The sequence below is a fragment of the Nostoc sp. S13 genome (assembly GCF_029379315.1).
Taxonomy (GTDB): Bacteria; Cyanobacteriota; Cyanobacteriia; order Cyanobacteriales; family Nostocaceae; genus Nostoc.
This window is the reverse complement of the sequence record NZ_JAQYWQ010000136.1, coordinates 1-16,962: the sequence shown is the minus strand read 5'-3', so window position 1 is coordinate 16,962 and position 16,962 is coordinate 1. Positions and strand designations below refer to the sequence as shown.

Annotated in this window: 14 protein-coding genes; 6 read left to right on the top strand and 8 right to left on the bottom strand. The window is 41.9% G+C overall.

The window, feature by feature from the left end; all coding sequences use genetic code 11:
- Window positions 1-445 precede the first annotated feature (445 nt).
- Window positions 446-1,171, top strand: a complete 726-nt coding sequence (locus PUQ00_RS28365; RefSeq protein ID WP_300422836.1) for a tetratricopeptide repeat protein — start codon at window positions 446-448, stop codon at window positions 1,169-1,171.
- A 132-nt stretch (window positions 1,172-1,303) separates the two neighbouring features.
- Here the strand turns inward: PUQ00_RS28365 and PUQ00_RS28360 are convergent, their stop codons facing one another.
- Complete coding sequence (locus PUQ00_RS28360) at window positions 1,304-1,714, bottom strand: hypothetical protein (protein WP_300422835.1); 411 nt, start codon at window positions 1,712-1,714, stop codon at window positions 1,304-1,306.
- A gap of 251 nt (window positions 1,715-1,965) precedes the next feature.
- Complete coding sequence (gene psaM, locus PUQ00_RS28355) at window positions 1,966-2,055, bottom strand: photosystem I reaction center subunit XII (RefSeq protein WP_040630342.1); 90 nt, start codon at window positions 2,053-2,055, stop codon at window positions 1,966-1,968.
- A gap of 199 nt (window positions 2,056-2,254) precedes the next feature.
- Between psaM and PUQ00_RS28350 the strand changes: the two genes are divergently transcribed.
- Both PUQ00_RS28350 and PUQ00_RS28345 read left to right on the top strand, forming a co-directional pair.
- Entirely contained in the window at window positions 2,255-3,523 is a 1,269-nt protein-coding gene (locus PUQ00_RS28350) for an FGGY-family carbohydrate kinase (RefSeq protein ID WP_300422834.1), read from the top strand.
- A gap of 81 nt (window positions 3,524-3,604) precedes the next feature.
- Window positions 3,605-3,790 carry a hypothetical protein gene (locus PUQ00_RS28345; RefSeq protein ID WP_300422832.1) on the top strand — a complete coding sequence of 62 codons (186 nt, stop codon included), beginning with the start codon at window positions 3,605-3,607 and terminating at the stop codon, window positions 3,788-3,790.
- Between the two features lie 158 nt (window positions 3,791-3,948).
- Here the strand turns inward: PUQ00_RS28345 and PUQ00_RS28340 are convergent, their stop codons facing one another.
- Window positions 3,949-7,713 carry an ATP-binding protein gene (locus PUQ00_RS28340; protein WP_300422830.1) on the bottom strand — a complete coding sequence of 1,255 codons (3,765 nt, stop codon included), beginning with the start codon at window positions 7,711-7,713 and terminating at the stop codon, window positions 3,949-3,951.
- A 334-nt stretch (window positions 7,714-8,047) separates the two neighbouring features.
- Here PUQ00_RS28340 and PUQ00_RS28335 point away from each other — a divergent pair, with 334 nt between their 5' ends.
- Entirely contained in the window at window positions 8,048-8,788 is a 741-nt protein-coding gene (locus PUQ00_RS28335; protein WP_300422829.1) for a dienelactone hydrolase family protein, read from the top strand.
- Between the two features lie 70 nt (window positions 8,789-8,858).
- On the opposite strand, the gene leuD is transcribed toward PUQ00_RS28335, so the two are convergent.
- The 5 genes from leuD to PUQ00_RS28310 form a co-directional block, all read right to left on the bottom strand.
- The gene (gene leuD, locus PUQ00_RS28330) at window positions 8,859-9,467 is read right to left on the bottom strand and encodes a 3-isopropylmalate dehydratase small subunit (RefSeq protein ID WP_300422828.1); all 609 of its coding nucleotides are present in this window, start codon (window positions 9,465-9,467) and stop codon (window positions 8,859-8,861) included.
- A 76-nt stretch (window positions 9,468-9,543) separates the two neighbouring features.
- Window positions 9,544-10,947 (bottom strand): 3-isopropylmalate dehydratase large subunit, encoded by a 1,404-nt coding sequence (gene leuC / locus PUQ00_RS28325; RefSeq protein ID WP_300422826.1) that lies wholly within the window; start codon window positions 10,945-10,947, stop codon window positions 9,544-9,546.
- 240 nt (window positions 10,948-11,187) lie between these two features.
- Window positions 11,188-12,153, bottom strand: coding sequence for a pentapeptide repeat-containing protein (locus tag PUQ00_RS28320; protein ID WP_300422824.1), 966 nt, complete (start codon window positions 12,151-12,153; stop codon window positions 11,188-11,190).
- Between the two features lie 101 nt (window positions 12,154-12,254).
- Window positions 12,255-13,730: a pentapeptide repeat-containing protein gene (locus PUQ00_RS28315; RefSeq protein WP_300422822.1), complete on the bottom strand. Its 1,476-nt coding sequence runs from the start codon at window positions 13,728-13,730 to the stop codon at window positions 12,255-12,257.
- Window positions 13,731-14,285: 555 nt separating this feature from the next.
- Window positions 14,286-15,008: a pentapeptide repeat-containing protein gene (locus PUQ00_RS28310; protein ID WP_300422820.1), complete on the bottom strand. Its 723-nt coding sequence runs from the start codon at window positions 15,006-15,008 to the stop codon at window positions 14,286-14,288.
- 131 nt (window positions 15,009-15,139) lie between these two features.
- Between PUQ00_RS28310 and PUQ00_RS28305 the strand changes: the two genes are divergently transcribed.
- Together PUQ00_RS28305 and PUQ00_RS28300 are read left to right on the top strand one after the other, a co-directional pair.
- Entirely contained in the window at window positions 15,140-16,330 is a 1,191-nt protein-coding gene (locus PUQ00_RS28305) for an FAD-dependent oxidoreductase (protein WP_300422818.1), read from the top strand.
- 176 nt (window positions 16,331-16,506) lie between these two features.
- A complete protein-coding gene (locus tag PUQ00_RS28300) occupies window positions 16,507-16,839 on the top strand; it encodes a creatininase family protein (protein ID WP_300422816.1) in 333 nt (110 codons plus the stop codon).
- Window positions 16,840-16,962 lie beyond the last annotated feature (123 nt).

Here is a 16,962-nt window from a genome sequence, read left to right as displayed (position 1 = left end):
GGGCATTGGGCATTGGGCATTGGGCATTGGGCATTGGGCATTGGGCATTGGGCATGGGTTATTCTCCTTGTCCCCCTTATCTCCCTTATCTCCCTTGTCCCCCTTATCTCCCTTGTCCCCCTTATCTCCCTTGTCCCCCTTGTCCTCTTTCTCATCTGACTTGTTGGCATTCTACCAATTTGTCACTCTCACTACTCGATTAATCTTTGAGATTGACATCTGCTATTTCTGGAATTCACCTTCGGGATGAAGTATCCATGATTAGGTTTGAGGAGCAATTGTTTATTTAGGGCGTAGATTTCTACTTATGCGAGTAGGTTAAGTTCTCTCTTCAGATAGCTTTAAAGTAGCCATAAATACCTTAAAAATATAAACAGTGGTAAAACCACTACCAAGAAAAAAATAGAATCTGATTTCACAAAGCAGGGATTTCAGGCAGGGAAAGATGAATATTCACTCATTTTTAGCTGACGATGACCAGCAAAGTAAGCAATATAAGTATGTACGAAATAGTACAAAAAAAGCCCAAGAACATAATAAAAACGATCGCAGCAAATCTACTTTTAGGGATAGCTACTTACGCTCTTTTGCTTTGAAGTTGGCTCAACAAGGAGATTATACTGAGGCGATCGCCACCTTGACTCAACTAATTTCCCGCCATCCTGACAATGCTGTTGATTACAACAACCGAGGGCTGATTTATTTCCAAAGTGGTGAAAAACAAAAAGCGTTTTGTGACTATAACACCGCCCTCAAACTTAATCCCAATTTGGCTAGTGCTTATAATAACCGAGCAAATTGCTACGCTGCTTGTGGAGAATTAGCAGCAGCAATTGCCGACTACGATCAAGCGATTGATTTCAATCCTTCCCATGTCCGGGCATGGATTAATCGAGGCATTACCTGGCGTGACTTGGAGCAATATCATGAGGCAATTGAAAATTTTGAGATGGCACTGCTTTTCGGTCAACTAGAAGGTCATATCTGGGCTGAACGCGGCAGGACTTACTATCTTTGGGGTGACTGGAATTATGCGATCGCTGATTATCGTCGTGCACTGACTCAACTGCCCTCTCTCGACAACAGTAAGGATATTACTGGTTATCGCTTACGTCTACAACTCGAAAATTGGCTAAACGAGCTGCTACCTGATCAGCGTCCTAGTTGGTAGATTTTTTATTTTGAATTGGAGCAAAGCGACGCTGTATCAATATTATTTATTAGCAATAATATAAATTAACACCCAGTTTATACGTAGGCAAAATCACAAGAAACCTGAATAATCCCAAATTCCCTATTTGTCTTAGGGTGATGACTCTGTTTGTTCATCTTCTCGGCGATCCTGATTCATCAACACGACCCGGCGCTGTCTAGGATCAAATCGGTATCCTTGTTGTTGCATAATAGTTTTAGTTTGCTGAGGATCGAAGTTACGGCTAAATTCCGTCTGCAAAGCATTCACATGTCCTTCCATCAGCTTGACGTCAGTACTAATTTCTCGCAACTTTTCTTGCTGTAACCAGTGATAAGACAAAAGTTGTGCAAAGGCAGATGCTGCAATGGCTGTAATCACAAGATTAACTGCTATCTTAGCTGTGCTTTCCAGTGCCATCACCTGGTTAGAACGTTGACGAAGATGGCGCTTTGGTCGAGGAATGACCCGGCGTTTTTGTATAGGTTGTAACGGTGGTCTGGACGGTTGAATCGCGTTCATGATGCTAAAAAATAACCTCGCTTAGTGAAGGGAAGCACTGTAAAAGCACTCTGGCGGTAATTACTGCTTGATTTAGCTGTCATATTACTTCATTTTTTTGGAATAGCTACAAGTATGGCATTAGTTAAAAAATAACCTGGCTTACGCAAGTGCAAGGTTTCTAGTTACTTATGACATAAAGCCACAGGCTCTAGAAATTGCACCCCGTACTGCCAGGATTATTAGCTTTTTAACTGTGTCACATCGTAGCGTTATTTGTAAAGTTCTGTGGCTAATCGCCAAGCTAGAACTCCTGGGATCAGCGCCACAACTAGAGCGATGTAGACTTGAGTATCTGAGATGGAAGATATCTGAGCGATGTACAGAGTATCTAAGATAGGCATGGCTGAAAACCTCCTAACCTGAATAGATTTTGAACAGTTCGTTTACTACTTTTCCTTGTTTTGCCAAGATTGGGGAATATCTTGTTACAAGATGCAACAAAAGCAGTTATTAGTCAGTAGTCCTTAGTGATTGTTTTTTAAAAAAATTTATAAAAATATGGATTTGTATTTGGGTATCGACTTCGGCACCTCTGGCGCACGCGGTATGGTGATTGACAAGGAAGCTAGCATCCAGGCTGAGGCGCGATATCCCTTCCAGGACTCACCAGTGGCTGTTACGCCCAGTTTTTGGCAGGAGGCTTTGTTTGTGCTGGTGGAACAAATACCTGAACAATTGCGGCGAGAAATTAAAGCGATCGCAATTAATGGTACTTCCTCCACCGTCTTGCTGGTCGATGCTGCTGGCAATCCTGTAGATGAACCATTGCTGTACAACGATGCGCGGGGATCATCTGTCCTAGAGCATTTGAGGAGTATCGCACCACCCAATCATACCGTGTTGAGCGCCACCTCCAGCCTGGCCAAACTGATGTGGATGAGGCAATTATCCTCTTTTAGTGAAGCTAGATATTTCCTACATCAAGCAGATTGGCTGGCATTTCTCCTGCATGGACAGTTAGGTATTAGCGATTACCATAATGCTTTAAAGCTGGGTTATGACGTGGAAGAGTTGAAATACCCAGAATGGCAAGAATTGCTGCAAATACCGATTCAGCTACCCAAAGTTTTACCACCTGGGACTCCAATTGCCCAATTGCGCCCTGAAATTGCGGATAAGTTCGGTTTCCGCAGTGATTGTCTGGTATGTGCTGGTACAACTGATAGTATTGCCGCTTTTATCGCCAGTGGAGCAAAATTACCTGGTGAAGCCGTGACTTCTCTTGGTTCAACGTTGGTACTAAAGTTATTAAGTCGTACCCGTGTAGAAGATGCCAGATATGGAATTTACAGCCATCGCCTGGGTGATTTGTGGCTGACTGGTGGTGCTTCTAATACTGGGGGTGCAGTACTTAAGCAATTTTTCACAAACGCTGAGTTAGAAAGCCTTAGCCGTAAGATTGATGCATCAATTGCCAGCGAGTTAGATTATTATCCATTATTGAAAGCAGGCGATCGCTTTCCGATTAATGATCCCAATTTACCCCCACGTTTGTCACCACGCCCAGAGAACCCAGTGGAATTTCTGCATGGGTTGTTAGAAAGTATTGCCCGCATAGAAGCGCGAGGGTATGAATTATTACAACAAATGGGTGCAGACAAGTTGACCCATGTTTATACTGCTGGCGGTGGCGCGGCGAATCACACTTGGACTGGAATTAGGGCGCGTCATTTGCAGGTTCCTGTAGTCGCGTCAGCGTATACGGAAGCTGCTTACGGGACTGCGTTGTTGGCGATGGGAGATGGAAGAAGGGGTGAACAACAGTAATTGTGTAACTATCTTTTCGTAGATATCTTCTAAATCAGTATCTATCCCAGTGACAATCGATATATCTCGGCCGATATTGGAATGATTAGATACCGGTTCATCATCTGGGCAGCTATTCGGGGATGGGTGCTTCGCAGCAAGCGAATGTCATCTATCCCCTTTACTAATTATCAGTGTGAGTTTTTACTGGTTTACCTCGCTAAGGTAACGGATGTATTAAGGCGATCGCAACAAACTTTGACTAGGGATATTAAGCGATCGCGGTGATGGCAGAAGGACACCAAATTGTGGGTTAAGGATTATCCTGATGCTCCAAAAACGTTGGGTATTTTGTAGATGATAATATTTATGACATGAATGCCATTTGCCGGGTTCGTCAAGTCCGGCTTGAGAAGTCCAGGCGGTTCAATAAATATATTACTTAACTAATCTAAATAACGCCTATAAACAGCAAATCGAGTACTATCTTTAATTCTGGTAATTTCATTTGGTAAGCCTTCTATTGTGTATTGATCCAAAATAGATACATCTTTGCGAGTGCCCACAACTCGAATACACATAGCGGCAATCTGAAGACCTATTACTGTAGGATTTAATGCAAGCCAGCAATCCACAATGTTAAGAATACGATTCTTTTGATCTTCCCGCTTATCAAATTTTTCTAGCCAGGATCTAACTCGTAACTCACCATTTTCATGAGCCGCAAACTCATCTAGTTGTTGAAGTAAATCATCATCTGAAGGATGGTAGTGTCTTCGGTCTACTTCACTTAGGCGATGTGAAAGATATGTTTGACTCCATTCAGGAATTTCAAGTTTTAGACAAACATCAGTTAGTTGCCTTATTTGAGATTTACTTAATCGATCAAGGTAAGGTAGTAGGTTTTCTAAAAGTTCTACACTCCAATAATCACGTCTATCACTGATTGTGAAGGTGAACCCAAAATATCCCTTAAGATATTCAAATAGATTATTAAATAGTGGAACATCAGTTGGACATTGATAGATACTAGAAGCACCAAGCTGGAGACATTTAGGTGTACCTATATACAAAGCTGTCTTAATAAAGGAAGGGCTGTAACCCAGATGCTCCCAATAATGGTCTAAGAGTCTTTCTGCATCTTCAACAGGAATTTTACTTAATAATATTGATAGATCATTATGTGTGTTAAAGCAACCACCTGAGAAATCTGTTGGTATGTCATATTTAAAACTTTTTAAATAGCCTTCTGCTACAAGTCTTATATCGTCACACCAGACATGATGAGCAACATAGAACCAATAACTACGGTTTGACAATATAGAGATTAAGTCTATTATTGTGCTGTGGTCTCCGAGTTGTGCTCGTCTCCACAGTGCTTCACGAAAAAGAGCTGAATCAGATAGAATTCTTCTGAGGATATCGATTTGTTCAAATTCACATCCTGTGAGCCATAAACAAAATGCTTCATATTTTAAAGATTCATCATTGACTGTATTCTCCCAAAGAGACTTTAAACGCTCTAGAGAAGCTTGCGACAGTTTCCCCCTACTTGTTAGAGAATTATTCCAGTTATTAGTAAGGTCTATCATCCAAGTTGAGATAGTGTTTGTACCAGCTAGAGTTCGCTCAAAATTAACAGCGCTCCTTACAACAAACTCAATAGCATTAAGTTTGTCAATAAAACCACATATGCGTGCAATGTACCAACGTAATGATTCGTGTACATTGCACTGACTAATTAGGTAGTTGATAACATTATCGCAGATGCCATGCGCCAGTGCTGAACTAAGCAAATCTAGGAACCCGTTTTTTAAAGATGAGTCATATTGATCTTTTTCGTCAGGTAATTCAGCCCAATATGCTATTAGGGGGTCTAAGAGCTTTTTAGGTTCCGCACCACAGCATTGTACAGATGCCCAAATAGCTATGGGAAGAACTTGAGTCTTTTCAATAACAAGTTGCCAACAAGTTGCTATTTCGTCTTCTAACTCAGTAAAACCTAGAAAACCTGCTAGCGTCAAAGTAACTGCTCGCTCTTCGTCAGTAATAGCATTAGATTTTAATATCTGCTTTAGCTCTACTAGAAGCTTCTTTTTGTGGTGACGTTTTGCTTGTTCTAGAGCTTGGTCACGCCAACTATCTTTTGTGAGTGGTGCAAAATAGATTTGATTATAGTAGATACAGCAATTAATACCACTGACAGTACAACCATTTCGGAGACGAGCCAAAAGAACTAATTGATATTTCGGAAAACTCTCAGTTATTTCAAGAAGTACGGGAGATTCTATTTCGCATAAGCTCCAGCAGACTGCATCAAAAACTGATTTTGGAACTAAGTCAGTTGAGATACTGCTATTTGCCCATTCTATTACTTTTTCAATAATTGCCCGATGATAGCCAGTAATAGGAGTGCTAAAGTATCTAATTGCCTCTACCAATGCTAGGGGAAGCTGATTTCGTAGTTGGCTCAGAAACTCCTGACTTTGTGGATAATGAACAATTGCTTTAGCAATTATTTCTGTATAGAAAGGCTCCCATAATATATCAGAGTTGAAATTAGGTTCTTTCAGTAACTTAATCATGCTCTCTACTAAGAGAGTTTGTTGGATGCGATCGTGACGAAAAACAAATTTTTCTTCTTGATCTAAGCGACACAAATTTTTATGTATACTTAACTCTCGCAATGCAGCCAACTCATCAGAAGAGTCTTGCAACCAATTTTTAATTTCTGTCCATCGTGGGTAAAGGTTTCTATTTTTTAGCATCTGAGTGGCTACAGTAGATAAAGCCGCTCGATATTCATATTCTAAAAAAGTCCCTGATCTAGAAAATGCCCCAATGGTAGTGGTAATAAATCGCTCAATAACGTTTTCAGTTAAACTAGCTAATTCATTCGCTTGAGTGTTTGTTGATAACAGGGAACCAAACAAGCCAATGAGGATAGGGTCGTTACCTAACTTTAGAGCTAAAGAAGTAGCTTCAGTACTTGTAATGTTTAGGCCAGCTAACAAGCTAGTAGCTTGAACAGCTGCGATTCCTTCTGCTGGATTCATAGAGCCAACGAAAACTTTATCCACCCAAGGTGTTTCCTTGAAATCAGGACTTATAGAACTGGAAATTTTAGGCCATACAGGACACACAACAAAAGACGGTGAGAATAGAGGTTGTAAATCAAATGTACCTGAACACCGCGGCTTTAACCAATTGATGAGTTTTTGTAGCAGCCTTGTAGAATCATTTGCTCGGTTAACATCGTCAACAATTAGTAGGAGTCGTGAGTCTCCTTGGACAAGTCGCAACGCCTCTCTACCTGCATCAGGTAGTAAGCTTGGATAAAGATTTCGCAAAACTTGATCAAGTGCATTTTCAAGGAAAGTACATTCCTTAAGTAATTCATCAGATACCCACAAGCCATATCCGCCAGATTCTAAATGCTTTTTTAATAATTGATATGCTGCGGCGCTTTTACCAGATCCAGATTCACCGATTAAAAGCTGAATTGTGTAAACATTAAGATATTTTCTATTTTCAATTTGACTATCAATTTCACGAGCAATCCAACTGGTAGGATTAGTTAAAAATTGTTTTTCATAATTAACTAAACTTTGATCGCAAATACTACGCAATAAAGAGTGAGATAAAATTTCAGCGTCAATGTCGAGGTACTCTTTGCGAAGCCAGTGTCCCTCAGAAGTAGAATCTAAAAAATCAGCTAACCGAGACTGTTCCCAAATATCAACATCAACATGAAGTTCTGCTGCTTTTTCATAAACCTTGTTTAGAAGTTCAATGCCTTTAGGTAAATGTTTGTTTGTAACTAATATGACTGTAAACTCAGCATCAGTAAACTTAGTTCTGATTACTTCAGCTTCCCGACAGGCTTTCAATAAATCACCGTCATCACTTTCAGAGGGGTTATTCTTTCTATTCTTTTTAATACTTTTAACTGTTGTGTGGTTATGTAACCACTTTTTTTCGAGATCATCCCTCTTCATTATGGTGTGTGCTATGAGTAAGTACCGAGGAGGAATACTTCCAGGCACTCGACAAAATCCGTCTACTGGCGACTTTATTGTGTCCCCTTGAGCATTAATACCAGTATGTACAATAGCTTTGTAATCTTTATTATCCTTGCGAAGTATCGAAGTTACTAAAAGCTCAAATTTTCCTGGTGTGTTGATTGCTTCCAGTCTTTCCGCCGTATTCAAATGCCTGTTACCTTATAAAGACTTAATTCCCTAATTGTAAACAGTTTTACTATATATCAAGGAATAAACTCTCTCTACGCCCTCTGTATCTTGAAGGTTCGTTAAAATGCGATCGCTTTTTCATTCCGCTTCCCCTGCTAACCTTTGTAACGCTAATAAACAAAGAGGGATAGCCTACTGTCGCTAAGATAACGGGTGTATTAAGGCGATCGCAACAAACTTTCACTGGCAGAAGAACGCCAAATTGTGGGTTGAAAGTAACCGGATACTGGCAAAACTTCGGGTATTGTGTAGATGCGAATGAATGCCTTCGGCAATACACGGAGACAAAAAAGTGCAAATTACTAAGCGCAATATTGAGTTAAGAGTAGATGGCAGCTTAATGCGTGTTTATGTAGCGGCTCCCAAAGCAGCCGGAAAATACCCTGGTATTGTCTTCTACAGTGATATTTATCAGTTAGGTGATGCAATGATTCGTCTAGCTAACTACTTAGCAGGATATGGCTATGTAGTAGCAGCCCCAGAAATTTTTCACCGAATTGAGCCAGTTGGTTTAGTAATTGAGCCAGACGATCTGGGACGGATGCGAGGTAATGACGATGCTCGTCGAACCTCTGTAGCTGATTATGATGCCGATTGCCTGGCTGTGATTGAATTTCTGAAAACAGAGAATGCCGTTTCTCCAAATCAAATAGGCACTCTCGGCTTTTGTATTGGTGGACATTTAGCCTTCCGCGCCGCATTTAAAAGCGAAATTCGGGCTTCTGTTTGCTGTTACCCGACTGGTATTCCCAGTGGCAAACTGGGTAAAGAGGTAGCCGATACAATCCAGCGGGTAAGTGAAATCAAAGGCGAGATGCTAATGGTATTTGGTACTCTTGATCCTCATATCCCAGAAAGCGATCGCCAAACCATAATTAGAGAAATTGCCAATGCTAACATACCTCACCAAGTTGTCTTGTATGAAGCAGAACATACATTCATGCGCGACGACGGTTATCGTTATGATTCTAGTGCTACCACCTCTGCTTGGTGTGAAATAGTAACTTTCTTGGGGCGCATATTTGCAAACTGAAAACTCCTATTATTGCTTTTTTGGCTTGATAAAAGAGCATTCCCCGGCAGAGCCAGGGAATGAGAGAATGCTAACTTGTGGCAAAATTACCCCAACTCACGTAGGGTAATTTTGCAGCCGTTACCCGAACTTGGTTAGCATTCGCCACCAACTGACCGCAAGCGTCCCAAGTCCCAGATATAAATGTGCTTCTGGTGCCTTGATCGATCACCACTGGGGCAGTGTAATCACCAATTTCCACTTGCAAGGTTTCCAGATTCACTGTCACGGCGGCTTGGGGATTGGCAGCCACTAACTCTTGCAGTTGTTTAACAGTAACAGCATCGGCTGTCACACAAGGTATACCCATTGCTACACAGTTACCGAAAAAGATTTCTGCAAAGCTTTCACCGATTAAAGCTTGGATTCCCCATTTAGCGATCGCTTGGGGTGCGTGTTCTCGTGATGAGCCACAGCCAAAATTTCTATTGACTATTAAAATCTTCGCCCCTTGGTACTGGGGTTGGTCAAAGGGATGTTCACCTTTAAGTGCTGTCCGGTCATCAATAAATGCGCCTTCACCTAAACCATCAAAGGTAACGGCTTTCAAATATCGTGCGGGAATGATGCGATCGGTATCTATATCGTTACCCACTAAGGGTATACCATGCCCTGAAACTGTTTTAACTTCACTCACCATAATTTTAAGTTCTTAGTTGAATAATTAAGATTTCTCCATTCCCCTCCTCGCTTGCGGGGAGGGGAATGGAGTGGGGTTACAATAACTCGCGCACATCAGAAACTTCGCCTTTAATGGCAGCAGTGGCGACCATCGCCGGACTCATCAGCAATGTCCGACCGGAGGATGAACCCTGTCTTCCTTTAAAGTTACGGTTAGAGGAGGAGGCACTGATTTGTCTTCCTTGTAGCTTATCGGGGTTCATGGCCAGGCACATAGAACATCCGGGTTCACGCCACTCAAATCCGGCTTCCTGAAAGATTTTATCCAGTCCTTCAACTTCCGCCTCTTGCTTTACCCTTTCAGAACCAGGGACAACAAAGGCTTTGATTCCCTGTGCAACGTGGCGACCTTTGGCGATTTTCGCAGCTTCTCGTAAATCACTAATTCTGCCGTTGGTGCAACTCCCAATAAAGCAGACATCTATTTTAGTACCCTTGATGGGTTGACCAGGATATAAATCCATGTAGCGGTAAGCTTCTTCCGCAATAAATCGGTCTTCTTCGAGTAGTTCTTCCGGCTGAGGCACTGACTGGTTGACACCGATACCTTGACCGGGAGTAATTCCCCAGGTAACGGTAGGAGAAATTTCCGCAGCATCAAATACCACTACATCATCGTACTGGGCATCAGCATCGCTCTTGATGGATTCCCACCAAGCCACTGCTTGATCCCAATCTGCACCAATGGGTGCAAAATCTCTGCCTTTGAGGTAATCGTAGGTGACTTGATCGGGATTGACGTAGCCGCATCTGGCACCGCCTTCGATTGCCATATTGCAGACAGTCATCCTCTCTTCCATATTCATTTGTGCAAATGTCGTACCTGCAAACTCGTAAGCATAGCCCACACCGCCTTTAACGCCAAGTGTGCGGATGATATGTAAAATTACATCTTTGGCGTAAACTCCAGGGTTGAGAGTCCCGTTAACTTCAATTTTGCGGACTTTCAGTTTGGAGAGGGCGAGAGTTTGGGAAGCGAGAACATCGCGGACTTGGCTAGTACCAATACCAAATGCGATCGCACCAAATGCCCCATGACTCGAAGTGTGGCTATCTCCACAAGCGATCGTCATTCCTGGCTGGGTCAGCCCAAGTTCTGGAGCGATGACATGAACTATACCCTGACTACCAGAACCAATATTGTAAAAAGTTATGTCATTTTCTTGACAGTTATTTTCGAGCGCCTGGATCATCTCTTCTGCCAAGCTATCGGCAAAGGGACGCGCCTGGTTTTCTGTCGGTACAATATGATCGACTGTAGCGACGGTACGCTCTGGAAACAGTACTTTTAGATCCCTTTCGCGTAACATCGCAAAAGCCTGGGGACTGGTGACTTCATGAATTAAATGAAGCCCGATAAATAGTTGCGTCAGCCCTGAGGGAAGTGTACCAACGGTGTGTAAGTCCCAAACTTTATCAAACAGGGTACCTTTGCTCATAGGTCAATCAATATTTAAAAAGTCTAATCTTATACAATATCAAAAAAGAGTCAAGGTTTTGCAGATCACTTCATATTAGTTATATCTTTGCAGTCTTATTCCTCCTCTGTGTTGTGATTATACATAGCGGAAAAACGGTAGAATCGCCCAAATAAGTAATGATGCTGAGATAACTTAACCTGATTGCTGCCAATGTGTCGGTGCTTCGATATAATCAGGTAGGCAAGTGGTGCGATCGCCTTATGCCAATTCAATCTGCTGTTGTTCTAGGTTTTTGGCTCCCGTGAGGATTGCCCCTTGCAAATTAGCTTTCCAGAGGACTGCCCCTTGCAGATTAGCTTTGCTGAGGTCTGCCCCTTGCAGATTGGCTTCGATGAGGAATCCCCCTTGCAAATTGGCTTCGATGAGGTTTGCCCTTTGCAGATTGGCTTTGCTGAGGTTTGCCCTTTGCAGATTGGCTTCGATGAGGAATGACTCTTGCAGATTAGCTTTGCTGAGGTCTGCTCCCCTGATATTGATATTACTTAAATTCAATCTCTGATTTTCCGGGTCATTCTCAGACTTGCGCCGTCCAATTATGGTAAGGGCTGCTTGAATATCCGTCTGAAGGTTTGATTCTTGCTCTATCTCCTTTAGTTTTTGATAACTCCAAGTATTGACTATTATTAATGAGTCTGTATTTCCTGTATTTTTCTCGGAAAAATCCTTCAAAGGCGCATTCTCTCGCACAAAAGCCGTGAGGACTTCCATGATTGTCCAGTGATCATCTTTAGAATCTTTGGCAATTCGTTCTAGAATATAAGTTGCCCCTAATCGCGTTTCAATCTTTTCATTGCCAAGCTGTTCAATCGCCTTGGCAAAGCGTTCTGTGATTTGCTTGTCTTGTGCTGCTTCTGCATTTTTTAAAGCAGCTTCAGCACTCTTATTTGCAGCCTCAGCACTTTTATCCATAGCTTCTGCACGCTTGGCTGCATAGAACGCATTGATTAATACTGCAAATCCACCGAAAATCGTCCCAAGAGTTGTTAAGGCTTTAGTTCCATAATCTAGCCTTTGCTCTGTTTCCAAACCTTTAAGATTCAAAAATGCAAAATCAGAAAATAAAAATATCCCGATCACGAAAACTAAAAAGATTAGAAATATAACAGCTAAAATTATCAAGTAACCTTTAAGTGTGTCTGTGTTGTTATCAGACAGAGCTTTCATCTTCCTCATCTCCAGAATTGTTACGGAGACTTTTGGTAAAAACTATAGCATTAAGTGAAAACGGTAGAATGCGCCCAAATAACTAATGATGCTGAGATAACTTAACCAGACTGCGGCCAATGTGTCGGTGCTTCGATATAATCAGGTAGGCGAGTAGTGCGATCGCCAAGTGCCTCTCTAATCTGCTGCAACTCTAAGTTTTTAGCTCCTGTCAAAATTGTCCCTTCCAGTTTGACATCACTGAGGTTAGCTTCTGAAAAGTTAGCTCCCATCAGGTTTGCCTGAGTCAGGTTAGCTTGATAAAAGGTTGCCCTATATAGGTTTGCTCCAATGAGATTAGCCTGATACAAGTCAGCTTCGGTTAAACTGGCTTCTGAGAGGTTGGCAAAATAGACTTCTGTTTGCTGGAGTTTGGCTGCATTCAAGTTAGCCCCAGAAAGGTTGGCACCATTTAGATTAGCCCCTGAGAGGTTGGCACCAATCAAACCTGTCATGTGCAGATTGGCTTTACCCAGTTTTGCTCCTTGCAAGTTAGCTAAAAACAGCTTTGCCCCAGAGAGGTTGGCAAGTTTCAAGGTCGCTTGTTGCAAGTTAGCTTTATAGAGGTTTGCTCCTTGCAGATTAGCTACACGCAGACTTGCTCCAGAGAGGTTGGCTGAACGCATGTTTGCCCCAGAAAGATTGGCGCGGTTGAGATTAGCCCAACAGAGGTTAGCTCCACATAAGCTGGCTTTTAGTAATTTGGTTTCATAGAGAATAGACTTAACGAGTTTAGCGCCGTTAAGGTCAGCCTCACTCAAGTCAGCTTCACGCAAGTCAGCCCCACTCAGGTCAGCCCCACGTAAGTCTGCTTGTTGCAGGTTAGCTTTGAGCAGGTCTGCCCCTCTAATGTCGGTATTACGTAAATCAAGTTTTTGCTCTTTTGGGTCTTCGAGTAAATTACGCCTGGCGATGACAGTTAAAGCTGCTTGAATATCAGTGCGTATTTTTGGCAATTCTTCATGGAGGTTTTGCTCCAATTCCTGTGTCGGACGCGACCCACCTCGACGCCTACTTGAGTAACCTGCTGTTGAGTATTCCGCCTTTTGTTGGTCTGCTTTTACGTACTGGATAGGTGCATTCTCTCGCACAAAGGCAGTGAGAATTTCCATGATTGTCCAGTGTTCTTGGGGAAAATCCTGAGCAACTCTTTCTAATGCATAAATTGCGCCTGTCCGGGTTTCAACCTTTTCATGACCAAGCTGGGCAATTGCCCCCATAAAGCGCTCTGCAATCAATCTGTCTTGATTAACTTTTGCATTTTGAATGCCAATTTCCAGGTTTTTCTCAGATGCGATCGCATTTTTCTGCATCGCTTGGGCACGCTTTGCTGCATAATAAGTATTAAACATTGCTGCCGATGCGAGAAAAACTATTGCAGTAGTTGTTAATGCTTGGTTTCTATACTGGATTTTTTCCTGGATTGACAATTCTTTAATACTAGACAATGCAAAGAAAATTATAGTCAATGAGAAGCCAAATAAAACTGTTATAGTTATCAACCAATTCAAGAGAGGGTCTGTCTTTTTAGAAGACATGGTAAAAATTTTCCTTACAACCTAGAATTATTACTTAGATGTTTTGGAAAAATAGTATAGCATTTAACAGAAAATTATAATAGGTGGCAAGACACTCATTGAACTAGGCAATGATATCGAATATACTTGTACGCTACGACAGAAATAAACCACCCATTCCAAAACAATACTTCTCTACGAGAGGCTGCGCCAATGGCAAGTGTTACAGTGAGCTTGTCGAACTGCTCTGTTACCATGAAACGCTTACGCTGTATACCTGTTTGAATTTTGAATTTTGAATTCCGCCTTGCGGTATTAGTATTTTACTCATACCATTTCTTTGTGAGGCTGCGCTAAACCCTTTTAACTTCTTTCTTTCTTTCTTTGTGACGGCAGTCGCTACAACTCTTGGAACCCCCTTCGGGTTCACCAGTCGCCTACGGCGGGAAACCCGCCTACAGCGCTGGATTCACCGCAACGCGCTGCCTCTTTTTTGCGTCCTTCTCCCAAGGGGAGACGCTAACGCGAATGCGGTTGGTTTTTCTTTCTTGTACTTAAATATGGTTTAGCGCATCTTCATACGGAATTGGTATCAGAGAATTTGGCTTCTTTGAGATTTGCACCATCAAGTGTGGCATCATTCAGAATTGCCCCATACAACCCAGCTAGATATAAACTTGCACGATGCAGGTTAGCTCCAGAGAGGTTAGCTTTTTCTAGGTTGGCTGCACTAAGGATTGTCCCTTCTAAGTTGGCTAGATATAAGTTAGCTCCTTTTAGGTTAGCTGCACTGAGAATTGCCCCAGCCAGATTAGCTTCTCTAAGGTTAGCCCCAGCAAGATTAGCTTGATAGAGATTTGTCTGTTCTAGGTTCGCCCTATTTAGGTTTGCCCCTCTCATGTCCGTGTGACTCAAATCAAGTTGCTGATTTTCTGGGTCTTTGTTTACATCTCTTCTAGCGATAACGGTAAGGGCTGCTTGAATATCTGCACGAACTTTTGGTCTGAGATTGCTCGTTAATTCCTCTTGGGGCATGTAAAGAGCATTTTCTCGGACAAAAGTAGTAAGAATTTCCATGATTATCCAGTGGTAATATGGATGATTTTGGGCTATTTGCTCTAAATCATTAATTACAGCTAGACTGGTTTCTATTGTCTTATTCCCTAATTGTTCAATTGCTATTCTTAAACGTTGTCTTGGCGACTGATGCTGACTTTGATTAACTTTTTCCTGGAAAGCATGTATCCTAAGACATACTTTTGATAATTGACTGTTGTTTGTCGGTAAAATATTTTTCATAGTATAAAAAGCATCATTAACAATTCAAAATTCAAAATTTAAAAACTCCGGGTACAGTCTTATCCTACGGTCGCCGCTACGCGAATATTAAAAATATCACAACTCAAATAGAATTGCTATTAAGTACTTCAATGCAGCAAAAGTTACAGCCAAAAGTTAAAGACCTAGTGCTGATTGGTGGCGGTCACAGCCATGCGATTGCCCTAAGAATGTTTGGAATAAAGCCTTTAGCTGGAGTCCGTTTGACGTTGATTACCGCAGCCAAAAAGACAGCCTACTCTGGAATGTTACCAGGACACATTGTCGGATTTTATAGCCACGATGAATGTCATATTGACTTGCGACCTTTAGCAAATTTTGCTCAAGCACAGTTATATATTGACAGAGTAGTTGCCCTAGACTTGGAAAATAACAAAGTTCTTTGTGCTAGCGGACTTGGGATAGATTTTGATGTGCTGTCTATTGATATTGGCAGCACTCCGACCACAGTGTCTGTATCAGGTGCAGCAAAATATGCGATCGCAGTTAAACCAGTATCGCAGCTATTGGAACATTGGTATGAACTAATTAAAGCTGTAGGTAAAAATCCTCAAGAAGCAATTAGGATTGCGATCGCAGGCGGTGGTGCAGCCGGTGTAGAATTGGCGTTAGCGATGCAATCTCATTTACATCGGATTTTACGTCAAACTCAACAACCAATTCAAAATCTGGAAATTGATTTATTCCAGCGTGGACAAGAATTGATGCCCAATTACCATTCATCAGTGCGGCATCAAATTCAGCAAATTTTAACTGAGCAAGGTATTAAGCTACATCTTGGGGAAACTGTGTGTAATATCGCACCTACAACACACAAGGAAACTAAAGAAATATTTGAAATTAAATGTGAATCTGGTTTGAGAGTAGAGTACAATAAAATCTTTTGGGTAACACAAGCATCAGCACCCGAATGGTTAAAAATCGCTGGACTAGGAACTGATGAGCAAGGCTTTATTCTGGTAGAGGACACGTTGCAATCTCAAACGCACCCGCAGATATTTGCATCTGGTGACATTGCCACAATGGTAAATTTTCCGCGTCCGAAAGCTGGAGTATTTGCTGTTAGACAAGGTAAACCTTTATTTGAGAATTTGCAGCGAATTTTATTAGGTAAGGCGCTCAAACCTTATAAACCACAGAAACAATATTTGAGTTTAATTGGTACAGGAGATGAACGAGCGATCGCAACACGAGGTATCATCACTTTACCACCTCACAAACTATTGTGGCGTTACAAAGATTGGATTGACCGCCGCTTCATGGAAGGCTTCCGCAACTTCTGAAGACACACAGAGGTGTAATGGTAGTAGTACCATGACACGGCACGGCACAGGTAAAATAGTGCAAGCATGTGTTAATAACACCAACCCAAATATTATTCATCTGTAAAACTTTAATCTCAGTAGACTAAGTTCTAATTCTCTAAAGTATTTTCAATGACTACGAGATGAGTCTTGGTTTGCACGCAGGTGCTATCGAAACATCACTAATGCTGCATCTCGAACCGGATTTGGTCAGGCGGGATCATATGCCTAAAGGAAAACTGAAACCCTTTGTCCTAGAGTCAAAAGATTCGCTTCTGAATCCGTTCGGTCCAGCAAACTTCGGCTGGTTGAGCCAGGATATCTCTGAAACTGGTGCTTGGGGCGACGCAACCATCGCCACTGCTCAAAAAGGTGAACAAATTCTTAAACACATTGTAGGTCGTCTCTGTGAGTTGGTTGAACAAATTGCTCAGTTTGATTTAAGCCATCTTCAACCTGCTGCCGTTGATCCACTACAGCAAGGATGATCTTTGATCTGATCGATTTTACCAATACATTCTATCTTTATCGAACAGAATTCAGGAGTCAGGATTCAGGAAAGGTATTCTGTACGACTGGTGGATGAATAATCGGCGTTTTTGCACCCCCAC